Origin of the sequence: Citrobacter sp. XT1-2-2, assembly GCF_023516235.1 — a bacterium.
GTDB lineage: Bacteria > Pseudomonadota > Gammaproteobacteria > Enterobacterales > Enterobacteriaceae > Citrobacter > Citrobacter werkmanii.
In genome coordinates, this window is the sequence record NZ_CP097324.1 from 400,253 (window position 1) to 424,894 (window position 24,642).

The following is a 24,642-nucleotide window of genomic DNA, read 5'->3' on the forward strand; positions in this document are numbered from 1 at the left end:
CCCTCCCGGCGTGAATTGATCATCGTCACAAATGGTTACTTCAATTATTACTCTCAAGCTAATGATTCTTTCCTACGCTTAATTGATGACTTTCTCACCAGGGTGCACACTCTTTCCAGTGTTAAGCAATCAAAATGATTAGCTGAATCAGGAGGTTAATAATGTTATCTGGGCAAACGCCAGCACGAGTCTGGAACACCCGCCGCACGGAAAAACAGCGCCGTCTGGCTTCCGTTCCGGTGCAGGGTAAGGTGCTGCCGACCGCAGACCTGACCGCGATGCTGGAAAAACTGATCGCGCCGGGTGACCGCGTGGTATTAGAAGGGAATAACCAGAAGCAGGCAGATTTCCTGTCCCGCATGCTGGCTGAAGTCAATCCGCAGATTGTGCACGACCTGCATATGATTATGCCAAGCGTCGGGCGCAGCGAGCATCTGGATATCTTTGAAAAAGGGATCGCCCGCAAGCTGGACTTCTCCTTCTCCGGTACCCAAAGCTTGCGTATTTCGCAACTACTGGAAGATGGCCAACTGGAAATTGGCGCCATCCACACCTACATCGAACTCTATTCCCGTCTTTATGTTGACCTGGCCCCGAACGTGGCGCTGATTGCCGGTTATAAAGCTGACCGTAAAGGTAACCTCTACACCGGGCCGAGCACCGAAGATACGCCAGCGCTGGTGGAAGCCGCCGCGTTCCACGACGGTATCGTCATCGCACAGGTGAACGAGCTGGTGGACGACGAATGCGACCTGCCGCGCGTGGATATTCCGGGTTCCTGGATTGACTACGTCGTGGTGGCTGACAAACCGTTCTTTATCGAACCGCTGTTTACCCGCGACCCGCGCCTGATCAAACAGGAACACATCCTGATGGCGATGATGGCGATTAAAGGCATCTACGCGGAACATCAGGTACAGTCGCTGAACCACGGTATCGGCTTCAACACCGCGGCGATTGAACTGTTGCTGCCAACCTACGGTGAACAGCTCGGTCTGAAAGGCAAAATCTGTAAGCACTGGACCCTGAACCCGCATCCAACGCTGATTCCGGCAATTGAGAGCGGCTGGGTAGAAAGCGTGCACTGCTTCGGCGGCGAGTTGGGGATGGAAGAGTATATCCGCGCCCGCCCAGACATCTTCTTTACCGGTTCCGACGGCTCGATGCGTTCTAACCGCGCCTTCTGCCAGTTGGCTGGCCAGTACGCGGTAGATATGTTTATCGGCTCCACCCTGCAGGTTGATGGCTACGCCAACTCCTCCACCGTGACCCGCGGCCGTCTTTCTGGCTTCGGCGGCGCGCCAAACATGGGTCACGACCCGCACGGTCGTCGTCATGCAACGCCAGCCTGGCTGAATATGATCACCGAACCAGACCCAATGCAGCGCGGTAAAAAACTGGTGGTGCAGATGGTCGAAACTTTCCAGGCGGGCGTGAAGCCAACCTTCGTCGAAAAACTGGACGCGGTTGACGTGGCGAAAGCCTCCGGCATGCCGCTGGCACCGGTAATGATCTACGGCGATGACGTAACCCACGTGCTGACCGAAGAAGGTATCGCCTACCTCTACCGCGCCAAAGATCTTGAAGAGCGCCGTGCGATGGTAGCTGCGGTCGCGGGTATCACCGATATCGGCCTGGGCGTTGATGCCAAACGCGTTGCCGAGCTGCGTCAGAGCGGCAAGGTGGTCTATCCGGAAGATATGGGCATTCGTCGTACCGATGCCACCCGTTCGCTGCTGGCAGCCGGTAGCGTCGCTGACCTGGTGGAATGGTCCGGCGGTCTTTACAACCCACCTGCGAAATTCCGGAGCTGGTAATGAAACTTCTGCCCCAGATTCAGGTTGAAGGCGGTGCCGAGTGGCTGGCGCGAACCGCCACGCAGTGTCTGATTGACGAAGCACGATTAAGCCCGAAACCCGGTCTGGTGGACAGTCGGGGGAACGGCGCGCACCACGATCTTACGCTTTCGCTAATGGAGCGCTCCGCACATAGCCTGACCCCTACGTTTCAGGCGCTGGCGCAGCAAAGCTGGCAGCGTCCAGCGGATATTGCGCTCAGACAAACCATAGGGCGACTCGGCCGTGAGGGCGAGCAGCAGATGATGGCCGCGACCCACGGCGTGAATACCCACCGCGGCGCGATTTGGGCGCTGGGGTTGTTGGTGAGCGCCGTTGCGATGCACGGTGGTGCCGGTGGCGCGCAGCAGATAGCCGCTACCGCAGCGGAGCTGGCGAAGCTGCCGGATGACGCAGCGCCGAAGGTGTTCAGCAAAGGGCTTCGCGCGACGCATCGTTATCGTGTACCGGGCGCTCGTGAAGAAGCTCAGCAGGCGTTTCCGCACGTGATGCAGCGCGCGCTGCCGCAGCTGCGTTTAAGCCGCCTGCGTGGTAGTAGCGAGACGCACGCGAGGCTGGATGCGCTGATGGCCATCATGACCTCGCTGACCGATACCTGCGTACTTTCTCGTGCCGGGTTGGAAGGGCTTGATGTCATGCAGGACGGCGCGCGCGCCGTGTTGAATGCAGGCGGCAGCGCGCATCCGGCGGGTCAGGCGGCATTAGCGGAACTGGATAGCCAGATGCTGGCGCTAAACGCCTCGCCGGGCGGCGCGGCTGACCTGCTCGCCGCCACGCTATTTCTCGATCGCGTCGAAATCACGTCGAATCGCCGTATTTAAAGCATTAAGAGGATGTTATGGAACACATTACGTTAACCGTACCGGCCAGCCGCACCTTAAGCGGCAAAGCGCTGGCAGGCGTTGTGGGCTCCGGGGATATGGAGGTGTTATTCACCGCCGACCAGGGCCAGACGTTAACCATTGATATCACCACTTCTGTCGATAACAGCACCCGCCGCTGGGAAGCGCTATTCAACCGTCTGCAGACGGTCAGCAGCCTGCCTGCGGGCAAACTGACCATCCATGACTTCGGCGCGACGCCGGGCGTGGCGCGCATCCGTATCGAACAGGTTTTTGAAGAGGTGAGCTATGCGTGATGACCGCAGTTTTATCGAATTAAAAGCACGCCAGCGTGCGCATGCGCTGCTGGATGAAGGCAGCTACCGTGAACTGCTCGACCCGTTTGAAGGCGTGATGTCGCCGTGGCTCGGCGCACAGGGCATTGTTCCACAGGCCGATGACGGCATGGTGGTGGCAAAAGGCACCATCAATGGTAAACCGGCCGTTGTTGTAGCGATTGAAGGCGCGTTCCAGGGCGGCAGCATGGGCGAAGTGTCCGGTGCCAAAATGGCAGCGGCGCTGGAGCTGGCGGCGGAAGATAACCGTAACGGCATTCCTACTCAGGCGGTACTGAGCCTGGAAACCGGGGGGGTTCGTTTACAAGAAGCGAACCTCGGTCTGGCGGCGATTGCCGATATTCATGCGGCGATTGTGGATCTGCGTCGTTACACCCCGGTGGTTGGCATTGTGGCCGGTACTGTGGGCTGCTTCGGCGGGATGTCCATCGCGGCGGCGCTGTGTAGCTATCTGATTGTGACCCGCGAAGCGCGTCTCGGCCTGAACGGCCCGCAGGTAATCGAACAGGAAGCCGGGATTGAGGAGTATGACTCCCGCGACCGTCCGTTCATCTGGAGCATGACCGGTGGTGAAGTTCGCTACGAAAGCGGGCTGGTAGAAGCACTGGTCAACGACGGTGTGAACGCGGTGAAAGCCGCCATGAACGAGGCGCTGGCGAAAGGCGTTCCGGCAAAACATCGCACCGATAATTACGACTGGTATCTCGACCGCCTGAGCCATTTTGATACCCGCAAACAGGCCGATTCAGAACAGATTAGAGCGCTCTTCGCCCGGGAGGTGAAATAATGAGTAACGTAATTAGCCGTGGCGAATTATGGCTGGAAACGCTGGCGCCAGGCGCCAAACGTATTGCAGGGCTGTGCCCGTCCGTACAGGCCGCTGATGGCGAGCTGAACGGTGAAAACGTGCGCTTTATCGCCGTCGTTCCGGATGCCCATAACCACTATCCGCGCGCCACTAAAGGTGAAGTCGGTCTGCTGGAAGGCTGGTGGCTTGCGAAAGTTGTCAGCGAAACCATCGCCGCCGATGCCAACAGCGCCGTGAAGCGCCCGATCGTGGCGGTGATTGACGTCGCCAGCCAGGCCTATGGTCGTCGTGAAGAAGGCTTTGGCATTCATCAGGCGCTGGCTGGCGCGGCTGCGGCGTATGCCAATGCGCGTCTGGCAGGCCACCCGGTGATTGGCCTTATCGTCGGTAAAGCGATGTCCGGTGCGTTTCTGGCGCACGGCTACCAGGCAAACCGTCTGATCGCCTTCAACGATAAAGGCGTACTGATTCACGCGATGGGCAAAGAGTCCGCGGCGCGCATTACCCTGCGTACCGTTGAGGCGCTGGAAAAACTGGCGGCAACTATTCCGCCGATGGCCTATGACATCAGCAACTACGCCACCCTGGGCCTGCTGGAAAACCTGCTGGATATCAGCAACCCGGATGCCCCATCCGCACAAGACCTGGCGCTGGTGAAAAACACCCTGCAACAGGCCATCAACGACGCGCGTCAGGACCCTACGCTTAAAAGCCGTCTGGGTGCCGACAATCGCCGCAGCTCTGCCCTCGTACGCGAACGCATGCGAGCAAGCTGGTAAGTAAAAAAAGAGACCTGCCGGATGTACGGCTCCGCGGGTGCAGTGACTGCACCCGCGTGGGTCGCTGCATCTGAAAAATAACAATCATCGCGTCAGTGCTACTTCTTTTAAGATTACAGGTGAAATATGACTTACGTAATTGTTCATGCTCTTGCTCCGATTTTCGTCATCATGTTGCTGGGATTCTGGGCCGGGAAGGCCAAAATGGTCGACAACAAAAATGTCTCCCTGCTCAACATCTTTGTGATGGACTTTGCGTTACCCGCAGCGCTGTTTAGCGCCACGGTACAAACGCCGTGGGCCGGTATCGTGGCTCAGTCACCGCTGATTGTGGTGTTGACGCTGGCGATGTGGATTACCTATGCCGCTATCTACTTTATGGCGACCAAAGTTTTCAAGAAATCTCCACAGGATGCCGCCGTGCTGACCCTGACCGTTGCGTTGCCAAACTATGCCGCGCTGGGTCTGCCGATTCTGGGTAGCGTGCTGGGTGAAACCTCTTCCACCTCGCTTTCCGTTGCCGTTTCCATCGCCTGCGGTTCCGTACTGATGACACCGTTCTGCCTGCTGATCCTCGAACGTGAAAAAGCGCGTGCTGAAGGCGGTAACACCGGCTCTACGCTCTCTATGCTGCCAGTACTGATGTGGCGTTCGATTAAAAAGCCAATCGTAATGGGCCCGCTGTTGGGGGTTATCCTTTCCGCCATTGGTATTAAAATGCCGGAGCTGGTGCTGGCGGCGATCAAACCGCTGGGTCTGTCTGCTACTGCGGCGGCGCTGTTCCTGACCGGTGTGATCCTCTCTGCGCGTAAACTGCAAATCAATACCGTGGTGATTACTTCCACCATCGCTAAGTTGCTGATTCAACCGGCCATTGCCTGGGGTATCGTGCTGATTTTCGGCCTGCATGGTTCCGTGGCTATCACTGCCATCCTGATGATTGCATTGTCCGCGGGCTTCTTCGGCGTGGTGTTCGGTAACCGCTTTGGCGTGCAGTCTCCAGATGCAGAAGCCGTGCTGCTGTTGAGCTCTGTACTGTGTATCCTGTCGCTGCCGCTGTTTATCTCGCTGACTTCAGGAATCTAAATCATGAGCACAACATTACGTCCACACGATCTTATCTGGCTGAACGCACGCGACGCGCTCGAGGATGTCACGGAATCCTGGGTGGATACCGTCTGGCATAGCGGTCTGCCGGTGGTCGTGCGGCGTGATGTTGATGCGCAGGGGCGTATTCCCGTGGGCGTCCGCGGGATGAAGCGCGACCAGCGCGCCGCCGGTTGGGTGAAAGCGGAGGCGGTCGTTCGCGTCTGCTCGCCGGAATCGCTGGTGGACCCGCAGACGCTGCTGCGTTCGCCCTTTATCTCTCAGCCGCCGCTTCAGGTGGCTTTATTATTGGCCCAGCAGTCGTGGCCGTGGACGTGGGGCATTACCGGGAGTACCGGCTATGCGCTGGCGACCGGGATCCCGGTGATCCATGCGGCAAGCGATCTGGATCTGCTGATCCGCGCGCCTCAGCCGCTCTCCCGACAAGCGCTGGAGAAGTGGCAGCAGCAGCTGACGGGCGGGCTGTGCCGGGCGGATACCCAAGTGGATACTCCGCGCGGCGGCTTTGCCCTCAATGAATGGCTGCGTGATGGAAAAGCGCTGTTAAAAACCTCACAGGGGCCGCAACTGGTGCGCGATCTGTGGGGCAGGGAGGAGTCATGAAAATTCTGTTTACCTTCCCGGGGCAAGGGACACAGCACGAAGGTATGCTGCAAAACCTTCCGGGGGCGGAGCTCGCTCAGGCGCGTGAAGTGCTGGGCGCAGAGGTGGATACGCTGGATAGCCCTGAAGCGTTGAAACATACCCGAGCCGTTCAACTGTCTCTGCTGATTGCCGGCGTTGCCTGGGCGCGTGAGCTGGAACGTCGTGGTGTCGCGCCTGATATCGTGAGCGGACTGTCGATCGGTGCTTATCCGGCAGCGGTTATCGCGGGAGCACTGGAATTTAGCGATGCGCTGCGGCTGGTGGCGCTGCGCGGTGACTTAATGGAGCAAGCATACCCACATGGTTACGGCCTGACGGCGATTATGGGGCTAACGTTAAGTCAGGTGGAAAGCCTGGTGGCAGACAGCGAAACCTATATTGCCAACCTGAATGCCGAAACGCAGATTGTGATTGCGGGTACCGATGAAGCGATGGCGGAAGTGGCAAAACGCGCGATGGCCAAAGGGGCCAGTAAGGCTTCTCGTCTGGCGGTGAGCGTGCCGTCGCACTGTGAACTGCTGGCCGAGCCCGCGCAAAAGCTGGTGGAAGCGTTCAGCCGCGTGGCGCTTTCCCGTCCGCGCTATGCCTACCTGAGCGGCAGTACCGGACGCGTGCTGTGGCAGCCGGAACGCATTGCCGACGATCTGGCGATGAATATGGCGCGCACGGTGCGTTGGCAGGAGGCGGTGATTTCCGCTAACGAACGTGAAGCGCGGCTGGCGATTGAAATGCCGCCCGGTGGCGTACTGACCTGCTTAACGCGTCAGGCGGCGTGGGAAGGGGAGTCTATTTCTCTGGAGCGCAACGGCGTCGATGTTGCCGTGCATCTGGCGAAACGCCTTCGTGCGTGATGTGATTGCCCGATGGCGCTGCGCTTATCGGGCCTACGGCTCGCACCTGGTGTAGGTCGGATAAGACGCGAAGCGTCGCCATCCGGCGATTCAGGCGTTCTGGTTCAGCGTCCTGGCGTACATGCGCCCTTCGGCGGCCAGCGCTAACAGGCTTGGGTCGCGCTCGCGGTTGCGGGCAAAGACAATCGCGATAAGCTGCTGCATCTGATAGGGTTCAGCCAGTTTTTGCAGCTTCACGGTATTCTCATACATTTTCTTCATTCGCCCCGGCATTAAACAGAAACCCACCCCTGCCTGTACCAGACTGAGCATGGAGAAGATGTCGTTTACGCGGGTAACGATTTCAGGCTCAAACCCGGCGATATGAAATGCTTCCTGAAAACCGGCGTAGGTGGCAAATCCTTCCGCCAGCGAGACAAATTTCTCATTGCGATAGTGGCGCAGGTCCGCCTTCATGGTGGCGTCCAGCGTAGCTGACATCGGTGCGGCGAGGTAGATATCGTCGTGGAACAGGGGCAGCACTTCGAGGCTGTTGCGGTCGATTTCGCTTTCGGAAATGGAGATGAGGATGGCGTCCAGCACGCCGTCTTCCAGCATCTTCAGCAGCGCTTCGTTGGAGCCCATGGTGAGATCCAGCTCCAGATCCGGGCGGCGCAGCTTCATGCCCATAATCAGGTGCGGTACCGTCTCCAGCGTCAGTGAGTAGAGCGTGCCAACGCGTAAACGGCCCTGACCCACGCCTGCCGTTTTGCGCGCCTCTTCCAGCCCGCGTTCCATCAATTGGGTGACTTCCTGGCAGTACTCCAGCAACGTCCACGCTGCAGGCTGGGCGATAAGATTACGCCCTTTGTGAACGAACAGCGGGCAACGAACGTTCTCTTCCAGCGTGTGTAACGCCCGGTGAACGCTAACGCCGCTGATGTTCAGCGCCTCGGCGGTGCGGGCGATGTTACCCTTCTCCATAAAGGTCATGAAGATGCTCAGCTTGCGGAAGGTAATATCGTTGGTCGTCAGCTGATTCATCATCGTCTTCCTATCGTTAGTCGGCCAGCATCTGTTCGAGTTGTTCCTGCGCATCCAGCCAGGCCATTTCACACTCTTCCAGCCCGGATTTTGCATTCGCTTGCTGCTGCAAACAGGCAGTGAGTTCGGCTTTGCGACTTTGATCGTAGAGTTCGCTATCACCGAGTTTCTCTTCCGCCTGCGCCAACTGCGCCTGTAGTTTCTCCATCTCTTTTTCCAGACGGGTGATCTCTTTGCGCAGCGGCTGCGTCAGGGTGCGGAGTTCAGCTTCGCGACGCTTCTGATCCTTACGCGCCTGGGCGCTATTCACGCTCTCCTTCGCCGGTTCGTCGCTCTGGTTTTCCTGTTTCTGCACATCGCTCAGCCACTGTTGATAATCTTCCAGATCGCCGTCAAACGGCTCGACTTTCTTGTCGTGCACCAGATAGAGGTCGTCGGTAGTGGAGCGAATCAGATGACGGTCGTGCGAGACCACGACCAGCGCGCCTTCGAAATCGATCAGCGCTTCGGTCAGCGCCTGACGCATATCCAAATCCAGGTGGTTAGTCGGTTCATCAAGCAGCAGCAGGTTCGGGCGCTGCCAGACGATCAATGCCAGCACCAGACGTGCCTTTTCACCACCGGAGAAGCGGGCGGTCTGTTCGCTGACTTTATCGCCCTGAAAGCCGAATCCGCCGAGGTAGTCGCGCAGTTTCTGCTCCAGTTCCTGCGGCGCCATGCGCGCCAGGTGTTGGATGGGCGATTCATCGGCACGTAAAAACTCCAGCTGATGCTGCGCGAAGTAACCCAGTTTAATGCCTTTGGCGAGACCAATTTCACCGCTGATGGGGGCCAGTTCACCCGCCAGCAGCTTAATCAGGGTTGATTTACCCGCACCGTTACGACCGAGCAGGCCAATGCGTGAACCCGGCACCAGATTCAGTTTGATCGAATCGAGAATGACGCGATCGCCATAGCCGGCGCTGACCTTTTCCATCTTCAATAGCGGGTTTGGCAGGCTTTCCGGTTGACGGAAGCTGAAGTGGAACGGGTTGTCCACGTGCGCCGGGGCAATGAGCTCCATACGTTCCAGCATTTTGATACGGCTCTGCGCTTGCTTTGCTTTGGTTGCTTTAGCGCGGAAACGATCGATATAGCTTTGCAGGTGCGCCACACGCTCCTGCTGACTTTCGTACATCGCCTGTTGCTGCGCGAGGCGGGTGGCGCGCTGGATTTCAAACGCGCTGTAGTTGCCGGTGTACTCGAACATGGTTTGCTGTTCGATATGAATAATTTTGTCCACCACCGGGTCGAGGAAGTCGCGGTCATGGGAAATCAGAATCAGCGTGCCCTGATAGCTTTTCAGCCATCTTTCCAGCCAGATCACCGCGTCAAGATCGAGGTGGTTGGTCGGTTCATCAAGCAGCAGCAGGTCTGAACGGCAAATCAGCGCCTGCGCCAGGTTAAGACGCATACGCCAGCCGCCGGAAAAATCGCTGACCGGACGTTCAAGCTGTTCATTGGAGAAGCCGAGGCCATGCAGCAGGCTTGCCGCGCGTGAGCGTACGGTCCAGGCGTCAATGGCATCCAGCTTGCCATGGACGGTGGCAATGGCGTGTCCATCGTTACGTTCGTTGGCATCGTTCAACTGCGCTTCCAGTTGACGATACTCGCGGTCGCCGTCAATCACGTACTCCAGCGCGGGCTGTGGCAACGCTGGCGTTTCCTGATTCACCCAGGCGAGCTGCCAGTTTCCCGGATAGGTAAATCCTCCGGCGTCAGCGCTGAGTTCATTTTTCAGCAATGCCAGCAGAGTAGATTTACCGCAGCCATTTTTGCCCACCAGGCCAACTTTCTGCCCTGGATTAATGGTGGCCGTGGCATTGTCCAGCAAGACGCGCACGCCGCGACGAATTTGTAACGATGAGAAAACAATCATAAGGCGCCGTATGTTCAGACTATGTTAATTTATCATTATGATAATGTAATGTGTGGGCTGTTTGCCGCACTGAGGCGCCATGGTAGCCCAAAACGTCGAAAATAGACAAAAGACAAAACCGGGAGGGGGATGATGTTCCAGCCAGCGAAAGTGTTGCTGCTGTATGCCCATCCGGAATCTCAGGACTCGGTCGCGAACCGGGTTCTGCTTAAACCGGCCATGCAACTCAGTAATGTGACCGTGCACGATCTTTACGCGCACTATCCTGATTTTTTCATCGACATTCCGCATGAGCAGGCGCTGTTGCGTGAGCATGATGTGATTGTTTTTCAGCATCCTCTCTACACCTATAGCTGCCCGGCGCTGTTAAAGGAGTGGCTTGACCGTGTACTGAGCCGCGGATTTGCCAGCGGTCCCGGAGGGAATCAACTGGCGGGAAAGTACTGGCGAAGCGTCATCACCACCGGTGAACCGGAAAGCGCGTACCGTTATGACGCGCTGAACCGTTATCCGATGAGCGATGTACTGCGCCCTTTTGAGCTAACGGCCGGTATGTGCCGCATGCACTGGATGAGCCCAATCATCGTTTACTGGGCAAGGCGGCAAACGAAGCAGGAGCTGGACAGCCATGCTAAAGCGTACGGTGACTGGCTGGCGAATCCGATTCCTGTGGGAGGCCGCTGATGGAAGGTTCTGATTTATTGACCGCGGGAGTGTTGTTCCTCTTCGCGGCGGTCGCTGCGGTGCCGCTGGCATCGCGGCTGGGTATTGGCCCGGTATTAGGATACTTGCTGGCGGGGATCGCTATCGGTCCGTGGGGATTAGGATTCATTAGCGATGTAGATGAAATCCTGCACTTTTCCGAACTGGGCGTCGTCTTTTTGATGTTCATCATTGGGCTGGAACTTAACCCGGCCAAGTTATGGCAATTGCGGCGTTCAATTTTTGGCGTCGGTGCCGCGCAGGTGATGTTGAGCGCAGTGGTACTGGCTGGTTTGCTGATGCTTACCGCATTCTCCTGGCAAGCGGCAGTGGTCGGCGGCATTGGTCTGGCGATGTCATCGACCGCCATGGCGCTACAGTTGATGCGCGAAAAAGGCATGAACCGCAGCGAATCCGGGCAACTGGGTTTTTCGGTGCTGCTGTTCCAGGATTTGGCCGTAATCCCCGCACTGGCGCTGGTTCCACTGCTGGCGGGGTCTGCCGATGAACATTTTGACTGGATCAAAGTGGGCATGAAGGTGTTGGCTTTCGCCGGCATGTTGATTGGCGGACGCTATTTGCTGCGCCCTGTTTTCCGCTTCATTGCGGGTTCTGGCGTGCGGGAAGTGTTCACCGCCGCTACGCTGCTGCTGGTACTGGGTTCCGCGCTATTTATGGATGCGCTGGGATTGTCGATGGCGCTGGGAACGTTTATCGCGGGCGTGCTGCTGGCGGAAAGCGAATACCGCCATGAGTTGGAAACGGCAATCGATCCCTTTAAGGGCCTGTTGCTCGGACTGTTTTTTATCTCCGTCGGCATGTCGCTCAATCTCGGCGTGCTCTATACCCATATTCTGTGGGTAGCGGCGAGCGTAATCGTGCTGGTGGTCGTGAAGATGCTGGTGTTGTATGTGCTGGCACGACTGAACGGCATGAGAAGCTCTGAACGAATGCAGTTTGCCGGCGTGTTAAGCCAGGGCGGTGAATTCGCTTTCGTGCTGTTTTCAACGGCATCCTCGCAACGATTGTTTCAGGGCGATCAAATGGCGCTACTGCTGGTGACCGTCACGTTGTCGATGATGACCACGCCGCTGGTGATGAAGCTGATTGATAAATGGCTCTCCCGCCAGTTTAATGGCCCGGATGAAGAAGATGAAAAACCCTGGGTGGAGGATGATAAACCGCAGGTCATTGTCGTGGGGTTTGGACGCTTTGGTCAGGTTATTGGTCGCTTACTGATGGCCAATAAAATGCGTATTACCGTCCTGGAGCGAGATATCAGCGCTGTGAATCTGATGCGCAAATATGGTTATAAGGTCTATTACGGAGATGCCACCCAAGTGGATCTGTTGCGTTCTGCGGGGGCAGAGGCGGCGCAATCCATCGTCATTACCTGTAATGAACCCGAAGACACCATGAAACTGGTGGAGCTTTGCCAACAATACTTTCCGCATTTGCATATTCTTGCGCGAGCGCGCGGACGTGTAGAGGCGCATGAGTTATTACAGGCCGGGGTGACGCAGTTTTCCCGCGAAACGTTCTCCAGTGCGCTGGAGTTGGGGCGTAAAACGCTGGTCACGTTGGGGATGCATCCGCACCAGGCTCAGCGCGCTCAGCTGCATTTTCGGCGGCTCGATATGCGCATGTTGCGGGAACTGATTCCCATGCATACAGACACGGTACAAATCTCGCGAGCCAGGGAAGCCCGGCGTGAACTGGAGGAAATTTTCCAACGTGAGATGCAGCAAGAGCGGCGTCAGCTGGATGGCTGGGATGAATTTGAGTAGAGGTAATCATGGCAATTCGTAAACGTTTTATTGCAGGCGCAAAATGTCCGTCCTGCCAGGCGCAGGATACGCTGGCGATGTGGCGCGAAAATAATATCGATATTGTTGAGTGTGTTAAGTGCGGGCATCAGATGCGGGAAGCCGATAAAGAGGCGCGCGAACATGTTCGCAAAGAAGAGCAAGTGATCGGGATTTTTCATCCGGACTAGCGATATGGCGCAGCTTTTTTTAAGCTAGAGGGTACACGGGTGCAGAATTCCGCTACAATCTGCGCCACTATTCTTTCCATGCTCAGGAGATATCATGAAAGTAGCAAAGGACCTGGTGGTCAGCCTGGCCTATCAGGTACGTACAGAAGACGGTGTATTGGTTGATGAGTCTCCGGTGAGTGCACCGCTGGACTACCTGCATGGTCACGGTTCCCTGATTTCTGGCCTGGAAACAGCGCTGGACGGTCATGAAGTTGGCGACAAATTCGACGTTGCTGTTGGCGCAAACGACGCTTACGGTCAGTACGACGAAAACCTGGTGCAGCGCGTTCCTAAAGACGTCTTCATGGGCGTTGACGAACTGCAGGTTGGCATGCGTTTCCTGGCTGAAACTGACCAGGGTCCAGTACCGGTAGAAATTACCGAAGTGGAAGACGACCACGTTGTGGTTGACGGTAACCACATGCTGGCTGGCCAGAACCTGAAATTCAACGTAGAAGTTGTAGCGATTCGTGAAGCGACCGAAGAAGAACTGGCTCATGGTCACGTTCACGGCGCGCACGGTCACGACCACGATCATGACCACGGTCACGATGGTTGCTGCGGTGGTCACGGCCACGACCATGGTCACGAGCACGGTGGCGAAGGCTGCTGCGGCGGTGGCGGTAAAGGTAACGGCGGCTGCGGTTGCCACTAATACCCTTCGTCTTTCAACCCACAGCGGTGTTGGCTGCGCTTTCAAATCCCGGTCACATAGTTATCTATGCTCCCGGGACTTCCTCAAGCTTGCCGCCTTGCTGTGATTTGAAATCCTTTGGGTATATGTGAGTAGGCCTGCGAAGCGTTCGCGCCATCGGGCACAAAAAAGCGGGATATCCCCGCTTTTTTTACGTCTTAATAATGCGGCGGTGGGGTCTCTTCGGACTGCGACGCGATGTGGGACGGCTGCGTGGCTTTCAGCTTCTCAGTCAGCAGACGCAGATGATCGCGTAGTTTAGCCATTTCCAGTTCATGCGCAGTTACCGTCACGTTGAGCTCTTCAATGGTGATTTCCTGAAATGCCAGGCGGCTTTCCAGCTCGGCCAGGCGAGTTTCCAATGTTGTATCCTGCATGATTCACCTCTTTCTTTTTTCTCCGGCAGATCGCGGACTGCGGCGAATTCTACTTAACTTTGCCTGTTTGCACAGCATTCAATCTTCGGCAACGAAACTAATTTAAACAAAAAGAGTCTGAAAAGTGGTGATAATAGGGCGTGCCTGTATGTTGATTTGTTCTGCAACGCTTTATAGTACATTTTTATGTTAGATAACCCTGGGGTGAGATGCCCCGGCCCTGGAGATATGGATGAAATCACTGTTTAAAGTAACGCTGCTGGCGACCACAATGGCTGTTGCTCTGCATGCCCCGATCACCTTCGCTGCTGATGCTGCGAAACCAGCCGCTACTGCTGACAGCAAAGCAGCATTCAAGAATGACGACCAAAAATCCGCTTACGCGCTGGGCGCGTCACTGGGTCGTTATATGGAAAACTCCCTGAAAGAGCAGGAAAAGCTGGGCATCAAACTGGATAAAGATCAGCTGATCGCTGGCGTTCAGGATGCGTTTGCTGACAAGAGCAAGCTCTCTGACCAGGAAATCGAACAAACTCTGCAGGCGTTTGAAGCGCGCGTGAAGAGCTCCGCTCAGGCGAAAATGGAAAAAGACGCGGCTGACAATGAAGCCAAAGGTAAAGTTTACCGCGAGAAATTTGCTAAAGAGAAAGGCGTTAAAACCTCTTCCACCGGCTTGATCTACAAAGTAGAGAAAGAAGGTACCGGCGCTGCGCCGAAAGACAGCGATACTGTGGTTGTAAACTACAAAGGTACGCTGATTGATGGTAAAGAGTTTGACAACTCCTACACCCGTGGCGAGCCGCTCTCTTTCCGTCTTGATGGTGTTATCCCAGGCTGGACTGAAGGTCTGAAAAACATCAAGAAAGACGGTAAAATTCAGTTGGTTATCCCACCGGATCTGGCTTACGGCAAAACCGGGGTTCCGGGTATTCCGGCCAACTCTACGCTGGTCTTTGATGTTGAACTGTTAGACATCAAACCGGCGCCGAAAGCCGAGGCGCAGCCAGATGCTGCACCGGCCGATAAAGCTGCAGATAGCAGCAAAAAGTAAGCGAACAGTAACCGCCGCCCACAGGGCGGCGGTTTTTTATTATCGACAGGATATAATTAATACTGGAAAGCGCCTTGTGCGCTGTATTACTTTAGATGCCCCTATAATAGTGATGAGCCTGCCCTGACAACATAACGACAGGCTCCTGAAAAGGAGTGCTTTTTTTCATGTCCAGGTCGCTTTTAACCAACGAAACCAGTGAGCTAGATTTACTGGATCAACGTCCTTTCGATCAAACTGACTTCGATATCCTTAAATCCTATGAAGCGGTAGTGGACGGGTTGGCGATGCTCATTGGTTCCCATTGTGAAATCGTATTGCACTCTTTGCAGGATTTGAAATGCTCAGCTATCCGCATTGCGAACGGTGAACACACGGGCCGTAAAATTGGCTCACCGATAACCGACCTTGCTTTGCGTATGCTGCATGATATGACGGGTGCGGATAGCAGCGTGTCGAAGTGTTACTTCACACGTGCGAAAAGCGGTGTCTTGATGAAGTCGGTGACGATTGCCATTCGTAACCGAGAGCATCGCGTGATTGGTCTGCTGTGCATCAACATGAACCTCGATGTGCCATTCTCGCAGATAATGAATACCTTTATCCCACCGGAAACCCCGGAAGTGGGCTCTGCCGTGAACTTTGCTTCTTCAGTCGAAGATCTGGTCACCCAGACGCTGGAATTCACGATCGAAGAAGTGAATGCCGATCGCAATGTATCCAACAATGCGAAAAACCGCCAGATTGTCCTGAATCTGTATGAGAAAGGTATCTTCGATATTAAAGATGCGATTAACCAGGTCGCCGATCGGCTGAATATCTCCAAGCACACGGTCTACCTCTATATTCGCCAGTTCAAAAGCGGCGATTTCCAGGGGCAAGACAAGTAATGCGCTTTACCATCATGGTGACGGGACCTGCTTATGGTACACAGCAGGCGAGTAGCGCGTTGCAATTTGCCCACGCGCTACTCAAGGAAGGGCATGAGTTAAGCAGCGTATTTTTCTATCGTGAAGGGGTGTATAACGCCAACTTCCTGACTTCGCCCGCCAGCGATGAGTATGATCTGGTACGAGCCTGGCAACAGCTGAACCAACAACATGGCGTGACGCTAAATATTTGCGTTGCAGCGGCGTTGCGCCGCGGCGTTGTTGATGAAGCTGAAGCAAAGCGGCTTGGGCTGGCAGGTGCTAATTTACAATCAGGTTTCAATCTCAGCGGGCTGGGTTCGCTGGCTGAGGCGTCCCTGACCTGCGAGCGCGTGGTGCAGTTTTAATGAAACGGGTTGCTTTTGTCTTTTCTACCGTGCCGCACGGCAGCGCATCCGGCCGTGAAGGGTTAGATGCCTTACTGGCGACATCTGCGCTAACGGAAGGTCTCGGCGTGTTTTTTATCGGCGATGGCGTGTTCCAGATCCTCCAGGGTCAACAACCGGATGTCGTTCTGGCTCGCAACTATATCGCAACGTTTAAGCTGTTGGAGTTGTACGATATCGATCAATGTTGGCTTTGTGCCGCCTCATTACGTGAGCGGGGTCTTCAGCAGGGTGTCAATTTTGTGGTTGATGCCACGCCGTTGGAACCTGAAGATTTGCGCCGTGAGCTAGGCAATTATGACGTCATTTTAAGGTTTTGAGACTCTCATGCTGCACACACTACACCGCTCCGCGTGGCTTACTGATTTCTCCTCTCTTCTTCGCTTGATTGAAAAAGACGATGAGCTTTTACTGCTCCAGGATGGCGTGACTGCCGCAATAGAAGGAAGCCGTTTCCTTGAAAGTCTGCAAAATGCCTCCATTAAGGTCTCTGTACTGGAAGAAGACATTAAAGCTCGCGGGTTAGATGGTCAAATTTCAGACAGTGTCGTCAGGGTTAGCTATACTGACTTCGTCAGACTTACGGTGAAGCATCCCAACCAGATGTCCTGGTAATTGCGGGATCGTTGTATATTTCTTGACACCTTTTCGACACCGACCTAAAATTCTGCGTCCTCATATTGTATGAGGTCGTTTTATTACGTGTTTACGAAGCAAAAGCTAAAACCAGGAGCTATTTAATGGCAACAGTTAACCAGCTGGTACGCAAACCACGTGCACGCAAAGTTGCAAAAAGCAACGTGCCTGCGCTGGAAGCATGCCCGCAGAAACGTGGCGTATGTACTCGTGTATATACTACCACCCCTAAAAAACCGAACTCCGCACTGCGTAAAGTTTGCCGTGTTCGTCTGACTAACGGTTTTGAAGTGACTTCCTACATCGGTGGTGAAGGTCACAACCTGCAGGAGCACTCCGTGATCCTGATCCGTGGCGGTCGTGTAAAAGACCTCCCGGGTGTTCGTTACCACACCGTTCGTGGTGCGCTTGACTGCTCCGGCGTTAAAGACCGTAAGCAATCACGCTCCAAGTATGGCGTGAAACGTCCTAAGGCTTAATGGTTCTCCGTTAAGTAAGGCCAAACGTTTTATATTAATGTCAAACTAAACTCTTAGAGTTTTGGACAATCCTGAATTAACAACGGAGTATTTCCATGCCACGTCGTCGCGTCATTGGTCAGCGTAAAATTCTGCCGGATCCGAAGTTCGGATCAGAACTGCTGGCTAAATTTGTAAATATCCTGATGGTAGATGGTAAAAAATCTACTGCCGAAACTATCGTATACAGCGCGCTGGAGACCCTGGCTCAGCGTTCTGGTAAAAACGAACTGGAAGCTTTCGAAGTAGCTCTCGAAAACGTGCGCCCGACTGTCGAAGTTAAGTCTCGCCGCGTTGGTGGTTCTACTTATCAGGTACCAGTTGAAGTCCGTCCGGTCCGTCGTAATGCCCTGGCAATGCGTTGGATCGTTGAAGCTGCTCGTAAACGCGGTGATAAATCCATGGCTCTGCGCCTGGCGAACGAACTTTCTGATGCTGCAGAAAACAAAGGTACTGCAGTTAAGAAACGTGAAGACGTTCACCGTATGGCAGAAGCCAACAAGGCGTTCGCACACTACCGTTGGTAATCCCTTCGGAGTTTTAGTCACCAGGCGGGCGCTTCCAGTAAGCAGCCCGCTTTGGGCTACTTAAATTGAACGCCTAAAAGATAAACGAGGAATCAAATGGCTCGTACAACACCCATCGCGCGCTACCGTAACATCGGTATCAGTGCGCACATCGACGCCGGTAAAACCACTACTACCGAACGTATTCTGTTCTACACCGGTGTAAACCATAAAATCGGTGAAGTTCATGACGGCGCAGCCACCATGGACTGGATGGAGCAGGAGCAGGAGCGTGGTATTACTATCACCTCCGCAGCGACTACTGCATTCTGGTCTGGTATGGCTAAGCAGTATGAACCGCATCGCGTAAACATCATCGACACCCCGGGGCACGTTGACTTCACTATCGAAGTAGAACGTTCCATGCGTGTGCTTGATGGTGCAGTAATGGTTTACTGCGCAGTTGGTGGTGTTCAGCCTCAGTCTGAAACCGTATGGCGTCAGGCAAACAAATATAAAGTTCCGCGCATTGCGTTCGTTAACAAAATGGACCGTATGGGTGCGAACTTCCTGAAAGTTGTTGGTCAGATCAAAACCCGTCTGGGCGCGAACCCTGTTCCGCTGCAGCTGGCGATTGGCGCTGAAGAAGCGTTCACCGGTGTTGTTGACCTGGTGAAAATGAAAGCCATCAACTGGAACGAAGAAGATGCAGGCGTAACCTTCACTTATGAAGATATCCCGGCTGACATGCAGGAACTGGCTGACGAATGGCACCAGAACCTGATCGAGTCCGCAGCGGAAGCTTCAGAAGAGCTGATGGAGAAATACCTGGGTGGTGAAGAACTGACTGAAGAAGAGATCAAAAAAGCTCTGCGTCAGCGCGTTCTGAACAACGAAATCATCCTGGTAACCTGTGGTTCTGCGTTTAAGAACAAAGGTGTTCAGGCGATGCTGGATGCGGTAATTGATTACCTGCCATCCCCAGTCGACGTACCTGCGATCAACGGTATTCTGGACGACGGTAAAGATACTCCGGCTGAGCGTCACGCTAGCGATGATGAGCCGTTTGCTGCTCTGGCATTCAAAATCGCTACCGACCCGTTCGTGGGTAACCTGACCTTCTTCCGTGTGTACTCTGGTGTGGTTAACTCCGGTGACACCATCCTGAACTCCGTGAAAACTGCACGTGAGCGTTTTGGCCGTATCGTTCAGATGCACGCCAACAAACGTGAAGAGATCAAAGAAGTTCGCGCGGGCGATATCGCTGCTGCAATCGGTCTGAAAGACGTGACCACTGGTGACACTCTGTGTGACCCGGATCACCCGATCATTCTGGAACGTATGGAATTCCCTGAGCCGGTAATCTCCATCGCGGTAGAACCGAAAACCAAAGCTGACCAGGAAAAAATGGGTCTGGCTCTGGGCCGTCTGGCTAAAGAAGACCCGTCTTTCCGCGTATGGACTGACGAAGAATCTAACCAGACTATTATCGCTGGTATGGGTGAGCTGCACCTCGACATCATCGTTGACCGTATGAAGCGTGAATTCAACGTTGAAGCGAACGTCGGTAAACCTCAGGTTGCTTACCGCGAAGCGATTCGCGCGAAAGTTACCGATATCGAAGGTAAACACGCTAAGCAGTCTGGTGGTCGCGGTCAGTACGGTCATGTTGTTATCGACATGTACCCGCTGGAGCCGGGTTCAAACCCGAAAGGCTACGAGTTCATCAACGACATCAAAGGTGGTGTAATTCCTGGCGAATACATCCCGGCCGTTGATAAAGGCATCCAGGAACAGCTGAAATCTGGCCCGCTGGCTGGTTACCCGGTTGTTGATCTGGGCGTGCGTCTGCACTTCGGTTCTTACCATGACGTTGACTCCTCTGAGCTGGCGTTTAAACTGGCCGCTTCTATCGCCTTCAAAGATGGCTTTAAGAAAGCGAAACCAGTTCTGCTTGAGCCTATCATGAAGGTTGAAGTAGAGACTCCGGAAGAGAACACCGGTGACGTTATCGGTGACTTGAGCCGCCGTCGTGGTATGCTTCGTGGTCAGGAATCCAACGTCACTGGCGTTGTTATCCATGCTGAAGTTCCGCTGTCTGAAATGTTCGGATATGCAACCCAGCTGCGTTCTCTGACCAAAGGCCGTGCTTCTTACTCCATGGAGTTCCTGAAGTACGACGATGCGCCGAACAACGTTGCTCAGGCCGTTATTGAAGCCCGTGGTAAATAAGCCACAGGATTAAAACCTAAGTCCCGTGCTCTCTCCATAGGGGAGAGCACTATAGTAAGGAATATAGCCGTGTCTAAAGAAAAATTTGAACGTACAAAACCGCACGTTAACGTCGGCACCATCGGCCACGTTGACCACGGTAAAACTACCCTGACCGCTGCAATCACCACCGTACTGGCTAAAACCTACGGCGGTGCTGCTCGTGCATTCGACCAGATCGATAACGCGCCGGAAGAAAAAGCTCGTGGTATCACCATCAACACTTCTCACGTTGAATATGACACCCCGACTCGCCACTACGCACACGTAGACTGCCCGGGCCACGCCGACTATGTTAAAAACATGATCACCGGTGCTGCGCAGATGGACGGCGCGATCCTGGTTGTTGCTGCGACTGACGGCCCGATGCCGCAGACTCGTGAGCACATCCTGCTGGGTCGTCAGGTAGGCGTTCCGTACATCATCGTGTTCCTGAACAAATGCGACATGGTTGATGACGAAGAGCTGCTGGAACTGGTAGAAATGGAAGTTCGTGAACTTCTGTCTCAGTACGATTTCCCGGGCGACGACACGCCGATCGTTCGTGGTTCTGCTCTGAAAGCGCTGGAAGGCGAAGCAGAGTGGGAAGCGAAAATCATCGAACTGGCTGGCTTCCTGGACTCTTACATCCCGGAACCAGAGCGTGCGATTGACAAGCCGTTCCTGCTGCCTATCGAAGACGTATTCTCCATCTCCGGTCGTGGTACCGTTGTTACCGGTCGTGTAGAGCGCGGTATCATCAAAGTTGGTGAAGAAGTTGAAATCGTTGGTATCAAAGAGACTGCTAAGTCTACCTGTACTGGCGTTGAAATGTTCCGCAAACTGCTGGACGAAGGCCGTGCTGGTGAGAACGTTGGTGTTCTGCTGCGTGGTATCAAACGTGAAGAAATCGAACGTGGTCAGGTACTGGCTAAGCCGGGCTCTATCAAGCCGCACACCAAGTTCGAATCTGAAGTGTACATCCTGTCCAAAGACGAAGGCGGCCGTCATACTCCGTTCTTCAAAGGCTACCGTCCGCAGTTCTACTTCCGTACTACTGACGTGACTGGCACCATCGAACTGCCGGAAGGCGTAGAGATGGTAATGCCGGGCGACAACATCAAAATGGTTGTTACCCTGATCCACCCGATCGCGATGGACGACGGTCTGCGTTTCGCAATCCGTGAAGGCGGCCGTACTGTAGGTGCGGGCGTTGTTGCTAAAGTAATGAGCTAATATTACGTTTATTTAACGTAGTTAGTTTAAAAGCCCCGAATATATTTCGGGGCTTTTTTATTTGTGTTTATTTAAAGATTTCAGAAATATTAGTTAATCTCAATATATAAATAATTTATCTGGTAGGATAAGTTTGTCCATTTCTTAAAGCATTGCGATTTGTATTTTATTAATTGAACTTGTTTGTTGTTATATCTACCTTATGCGTTATTACATACATATGTAATAAATTGATGGATTTATAACAACAGGAATGTTTAATAATGCAATTAAATCTCGCAACAAAAGCCTTATTTTGTATGGGGCTGACATGTGCTGCCTTGCCAGCATTTGCCCTGGAAGCATGGAGCGGTCAGGAAGGCGGCAGTACGTATGAAGTGATTTTCGACAGCGGCGTGTATAGCAATGCGTGGTGGGTAGGTGCATCGGATTGTCCGGGAAACGCCGCGGGCGACGAAGCGAATAACCCATGGCGCTACGAGCGAGCAGCGACCGCTGATGAAATAACGAAATATGGTAATCCAACAACCTGCGATACGGGTGGCGGTACGGTAACTTACCCAGCATATGACAATAGTATCGCTTATAATGCTGGTGATATTGTTATTTATAATAATGCGACGTATAAAACGTCTGTCGCGCAAAGCGCTTATGGTTTTGCTCCTGGTCAGGAAAATCCATGGGAGGCTTATGCCGTTGTCACGCAATGGGCGTCCTCGACCGTCTATAATAAAGGCGATAAAGTTCAGAAAAATGGCCAGGAATATGAAGCCCTGTTTTATACCGTAGGGGATGATCCTTCTCTTCCAGCTAATCAAAACCCAACCGGCACAAATGGTCGTCCATGGAAACCACTGGGCGCTGTTGTCTCTTATACTCAGGACCAGTTGAATAAAACTCCAGAATATAATTCCTCCACTGTATATGAAAGCGGCACGCTGATCCGCTATAACGGTGGTAATTACGTTTCGCAGTCCAAAGTACAGAAAGTCTCCCCATCTGATACCAATCCATGGCGCGTGTTTATCGACTGGACCGGCACCAAAGAAAAAGTAGGCACGCCGAAGTCACCATGGCCTGCGCATGTCTATGCCCCATATGTCGATTTTACCCTCAACTCACAGCCGGATCTGGCAAGCCTTGCGCAGAACCAGAATGTCACCCACTTCACCATGGCTTTCGTGGTCAGTAAAGATGCTGATACCTGCCTGCCGACATGGGGTACCGCATATAACGTTAACGACTACGCTCAGTACAGCAAAATTAAAGCGCTGCGTGAAGCAGGTGGCGACATCATGGTTTCCATTGGCGGAGCGAATAACTCCCCACTGGCAGCGTCTTGTAAGAATGTGAATGACCTGAAGCAGCATTATTACGATATCGTAGACAACCTGAATCTTAACGTGCTGGACTTCGATATTGAAGGCACCTGGGTTGCGGATCATGAATCCATAAACCGTCGTAATGAAGCGGTGAAGGCTGTTCAGGACACCTGGAAAGCAGAAGGTCGTAGCGTCGGAATTTGGTACACCTTGCCTATTCTGCCAACGGGCCTGACGGCTGAAGGTCTTTACGTACTTGAAGATGCGAAAGCCAAGGGCGTTGAACTGGCTGGTGTCAACGTCATGGCGATGGATTACGGTAACAGCATTTGCCAGTCTGATGGTACTGAAGGCCAAAACATTCATGGCAAGTGTGCGACATCCGCCATTGAAAACCTCCATAGCCAGATGAAGCAGATTTTCACTGACAAGAGCGATGCGGAAATCAACGCCATGATGGGCACGACGCCGATGATCGGTTACAACGACGTTCAGGGCGAAGTGTTTTATATGTCTGATGCGAAACTGGTGATGCAGGATGCCACTGATCGTGGTCTGGGCATGATTGGCATATGGTCCATGATGCGCGATCAGCCTGGCGTGGCCAGGCAGGTTTCCCCTGAGCACAGCGGTCTGACCGAACAGCAGGCTGCGAAATACGCCTTTAGCGAAGTCTTTGCCCCGTTTACCCAAAGCGAAACTGCAGGTGATTTAGCGGGTGATGTCAAAGCCGTTTACATTGATGTTTTTGATGGCTCACAGCGAGTCAATGTGAACTTTGATGCCAGCAAGCTGAGTGATTCTAATAACTACCGTGTTGAGGTCGATGGTAAATATGTTTTCTCGACGGAAGGGAAGAAGAATTATTACAGCTACCGTTATAACTATGGCGAACAGTCGACTCTGCGTACTGGCGGCTTGAGTTATATGCTTCATCCTGGCAGCGTGGTGACAGTGAAGCGTACTCACCCTGATGCTCAGGTACTGGCGACGCTCACCGTGACGGATGACATGCTGGCAGGCAATAATCCACTGGTAGGCAGTGCGGATGTGTCTTCTCTGACGGTGAAGAAAGAGAATGGCATTCCTATGGTGTATGTCGATTTTGCCGCTGATAAAGTTGCTGCAGGCACCAACAGCGCATATATGGTTAAAGTTATGGGTGATGAGAAAAACGGTAACTACGTCTTCAGCTGTGATAATGGCAAATGTTACTACTCTTCGAAATCAACCAAAAATGGTGTGACAACCGTAAAATCTGATGAGCGTGCAATTTCAGTGGGTGAAACGGTGGTTGTCGAGCGTGTGACACCAAATCCGGCGACCATTGCGAAAGTAGTTGTTACGGAAGATATGCTGAAATAACTGAAAACAGTTTATGCCCTTAATCATTCGGGTTACAGGCTAAAAACATCCAAAGGTTGCCTTTGAACGAGGGACAAGGAGGTTCCTCATTCATCCTCAGCAGCAAAAGGTTACTGTGTGATTGTGGAGAGTGAGCGCGGTCATTGCAGTTGTAACCTGAAGTATTACAAATCGAGTTAGTCTCAAGGCCTGAGTCAGATAACCTATTCTGCTCAGGCTTTTTTATGATGCTCCCATCTGTAATAAAAAATTACACTTTTTATTATTCACACTACCTATTTTATTTGGATGGCGTAGGGGTGAATGAAGTGATATCGGTTATCGTTTTTCTTTGACATGCGTGATTGGCCAGATATGTAACGGATCTTTATATTGTGATTATTGACTGCTGTGATGATATTTTTGCCAGTAATACTCCCTTTCTGACGGTATATTAGTGAGGTTTATATATAGCAATAATCGCTGGTT

25 protein-coding genes are annotated in these 24,642 nt (G+C 53.6%); 22 read left to right on the forward strand and 3 right to left on the reverse strand.

Translation table 11 applies throughout. The annotated features are described in order from the left end of the window. The first annotated feature begins 161 nt into the window (after window positions 1-161). The 8 genes from mdcA (at window position 162) to mdcH (ending at window position 7,223) form a co-directional block, all read left to right on the forward strand. The gene (gene mdcA / locus M4I31_RS01855) at window positions 162-1,817 is read left to right on the forward strand and encodes a malonate decarboxylase subunit alpha (protein ID WP_038634792.1); all 1,656 of its coding nucleotides are present in this window, start codon (window positions 162-164) and stop codon (window positions 1,815-1,817) included. After that, complete coding sequence (locus M4I31_RS01860) at window positions 1,817-2,677, forward strand: triphosphoribosyl-dephospho-CoA synthase (protein ID WP_085048988.1); 861 nt, start codon at window positions 1,817-1,819, stop codon at window positions 2,675-2,677. The genes mdcA and M4I31_RS01860 overlap by 1 nt, the downstream gene beginning before the upstream one ends. A gap of 17 nt (window positions 2,678-2,694) precedes the next feature. Beyond that, the gene (mdcC, locus tag M4I31_RS01865) at window positions 2,695-2,994 is read left to right on the forward strand and encodes a malonate decarboxylase acyl carrier protein (protein ID WP_032945188.1); all 300 of its coding nucleotides are present in this window, start codon (window positions 2,695-2,697) and stop codon (window positions 2,992-2,994) included. Then, window positions 2,987-3,820 carry a biotin-independent malonate decarboxylase subunit beta gene (locus tag M4I31_RS01870; RefSeq protein ID WP_038634789.1) on the forward strand — a complete coding sequence of 278 codons (834 nt, stop codon included), beginning with the start codon at window positions 2,987-2,989 and terminating at the stop codon, window positions 3,818-3,820. Before mdcC ends, M4I31_RS01870 begins: the two co-directional genes overlap by 8 nt. Beyond that, complete coding sequence (gene mdcE, locus M4I31_RS01875) at window positions 3,820-4,620, forward strand: biotin-independent malonate decarboxylase subunit gamma (RefSeq protein WP_085048987.1); 801 nt, start codon at window positions 3,820-3,822, stop codon at window positions 4,618-4,620. The genes M4I31_RS01870 and mdcE overlap by 1 nt, the downstream gene beginning before the upstream one ends. Window positions 4,621-4,746: 126 nt before the next feature. Beyond that, on the forward strand, window positions 4,747-5,706 hold the full coding sequence (locus M4I31_RS01880) for an AEC family transporter (RefSeq protein WP_065356474.1): 960 nt from the start codon (window positions 4,747-4,749) through the stop codon (window positions 5,704-5,706). A 3-nt stretch (window positions 5,707-5,709) separates the two neighbouring features. Then, entirely contained in the window at window positions 5,710-6,330 is a 621-nt protein-coding gene (locus M4I31_RS01885) for a malonate decarboxylase holo-ACP synthase (RefSeq protein WP_085048986.1), read from the forward strand. Next, window positions 6,327-7,223 (forward strand): malonate decarboxylase subunit epsilon, encoded by an 897-nt coding sequence (gene mdcH / locus M4I31_RS01890; RefSeq protein ID WP_085048985.1) that lies wholly within the window; start codon window positions 6,327-6,329, stop codon window positions 7,221-7,223. Before M4I31_RS01885 ends, mdcH begins: the two co-directional genes overlap by 4 nt. Before the next feature lie 90 nt (window positions 7,224-7,313). Here mdcH and M4I31_RS01895 read toward each other — a convergent pair whose 3' ends face one another. Together M4I31_RS01895 and M4I31_RS01900 are read right to left on the reverse strand one after the other, a co-directional pair. Continuing rightward, the gene (locus tag M4I31_RS01895) at window positions 7,314-8,246 is read right to left on the reverse strand and encodes a LysR family transcriptional regulator (protein ID WP_069323833.1); all 933 of its coding nucleotides are present in this window, start codon (window positions 8,244-8,246) and stop codon (window positions 7,314-7,316) included. A 16-nt stretch (window positions 8,247-8,262) separates the two neighbouring features. After that, on the reverse strand, window positions 8,263-10,164 hold the full coding sequence (locus M4I31_RS01900) for an ABC transporter ATP-binding protein (RefSeq protein ID WP_085048984.1): 1,902 nt from the start codon (window positions 10,162-10,164) through the stop codon (window positions 8,263-8,265). A gap of 132 nt (window positions 10,165-10,296) precedes the next feature. On the opposite strand from M4I31_RS01900, the gene kefG reads away from it, so the two are divergent. The 4 genes from kefG (at window position 10,297) to slyD (ending at window position 13,559) form a co-directional block, all read left to right on the forward strand. After that, complete coding sequence (kefG, locus tag M4I31_RS01905) at window positions 10,297-10,848, forward strand: glutathione-regulated potassium-efflux system ancillary protein KefG (protein ID WP_003023629.1); 552 nt, start codon at window positions 10,297-10,299, stop codon at window positions 10,846-10,848. Next, the gene (kefB, locus tag M4I31_RS01910; protein ID WP_038634774.1) at window positions 10,848-12,653 is read left to right on the forward strand and encodes a glutathione-regulated potassium-efflux system protein KefB; all 1,806 of its coding nucleotides are present in this window, start codon (window positions 10,848-10,850) and stop codon (window positions 12,651-12,653) included. The genes kefG and kefB overlap by 1 nt, the downstream gene beginning before the upstream one ends. Window positions 12,654-12,661: 8 nt before the next feature. After that, a complete protein-coding gene (locus M4I31_RS01915) occupies window positions 12,662-12,862 on the forward strand; it encodes a YheV family putative zinc ribbon protein (protein ID WP_016154768.1) in 201 nt (66 codons plus the stop codon). A gap of 94 nt (window positions 12,863-12,956) precedes the next feature. After that, window positions 12,957-13,559 carry a peptidylprolyl isomerase gene (gene slyD / locus M4I31_RS01920; RefSeq protein WP_006687368.1) on the forward strand — a complete coding sequence of 201 codons (603 nt, stop codon included), beginning with the start codon at window positions 12,957-12,959 and terminating at the stop codon, window positions 13,557-13,559. A 197-nt stretch (window positions 13,560-13,756) separates the two neighbouring features. On the opposite strand, the gene M4I31_RS01925 is transcribed toward slyD, so the two are convergent. Next, the gene (locus M4I31_RS01925; RefSeq protein WP_038634770.1) at window positions 13,757-13,975 is read right to left on the reverse strand and encodes a protein SlyX; all 219 of its coding nucleotides are present in this window, start codon (window positions 13,973-13,975) and stop codon (window positions 13,757-13,759) included. 232 nt (window positions 13,976-14,207) lie between these two features. Between M4I31_RS01925 and fkpA the strand changes: the two genes are divergently transcribed. From fkpA to M4I31_RS01975, 10 genes are all read left to right on the forward strand, one after another. Continuing rightward, the gene (gene fkpA / locus M4I31_RS01930) at window positions 14,208-15,026 is read left to right on the forward strand and encodes an FKBP-type peptidyl-prolyl cis-trans isomerase (protein WP_085048983.1); all 819 of its coding nucleotides are present in this window, start codon (window positions 14,208-14,210) and stop codon (window positions 15,024-15,026) included. Window positions 15,027-15,193: 167 nt separating this feature from the next. Beyond that, a complete protein-coding gene (locus tag M4I31_RS01935; RefSeq protein ID WP_003023643.1) occupies window positions 15,194-15,916 on the forward strand; it encodes a transcriptional regulator in 723 nt (240 codons plus the stop codon). Then, window positions 15,916-16,302, forward strand: a complete 387-nt coding sequence (tusD, locus tag M4I31_RS01940; protein ID WP_085048982.1) for a sulfurtransferase complex subunit TusD — start codon at window positions 15,916-15,918, stop codon at window positions 16,300-16,302. Before M4I31_RS01935 ends, tusD begins: the two co-directional genes overlap by 1 nt. Next, the gene (tusC, locus tag M4I31_RS01945; protein WP_038634761.1) at window positions 16,302-16,661 is read left to right on the forward strand and encodes a sulfurtransferase complex subunit TusC; all 360 of its coding nucleotides are present in this window, start codon (window positions 16,302-16,304) and stop codon (window positions 16,659-16,661) included. The genes tusD and tusC overlap by 1 nt, the downstream gene beginning before the upstream one ends. Window positions 16,662-16,668: 7 nt before the next feature. Then, entirely contained in the window at window positions 16,669-16,956 is a 288-nt protein-coding gene (gene tusB / locus M4I31_RS01950) for a sulfurtransferase complex subunit TusB (RefSeq protein ID WP_038634759.1), read from the forward strand. A gap of 125 nt (window positions 16,957-17,081) precedes the next feature. Next, entirely contained in the window at window positions 17,082-17,456 is a 375-nt protein-coding gene (gene rpsL / locus M4I31_RS01955) for a 30S ribosomal protein S12 (protein WP_003023654.1), read from the forward strand. 95 nt (window positions 17,457-17,551) lie between these two features. Then, window positions 17,552-18,022, forward strand: a complete 471-nt coding sequence (gene rpsG / locus M4I31_RS01960; RefSeq protein WP_003023657.1) for a 30S ribosomal protein S7 — start codon at window positions 17,552-17,554, stop codon at window positions 18,020-18,022. Between the two features lie 96 nt (window positions 18,023-18,118). Next, entirely contained in the window at window positions 18,119-20,233 is a 2,115-nt protein-coding gene (fusA, locus tag M4I31_RS01965; protein WP_038634754.1) for an elongation factor G, read from the forward strand. Between the two features lie 69 nt (window positions 20,234-20,302). Continuing rightward, a complete protein-coding gene (gene tuf / locus M4I31_RS01970; protein WP_003031109.1) occupies window positions 20,303-21,487 on the forward strand; it encodes an elongation factor Tu in 1,185 nt (394 codons plus the stop codon). Between the two features lie 263 nt (window positions 21,488-21,750). Next, window positions 21,751-24,174 carry a glycosyl hydrolase family 18 protein gene (locus tag M4I31_RS01975; protein WP_085049682.1) on the forward strand — a complete coding sequence of 808 codons (2,424 nt, stop codon included), beginning with the start codon at window positions 21,751-21,753 and terminating at the stop codon, window positions 24,172-24,174. Window positions 24,175-24,642 lie beyond the last annotated feature (468 nt).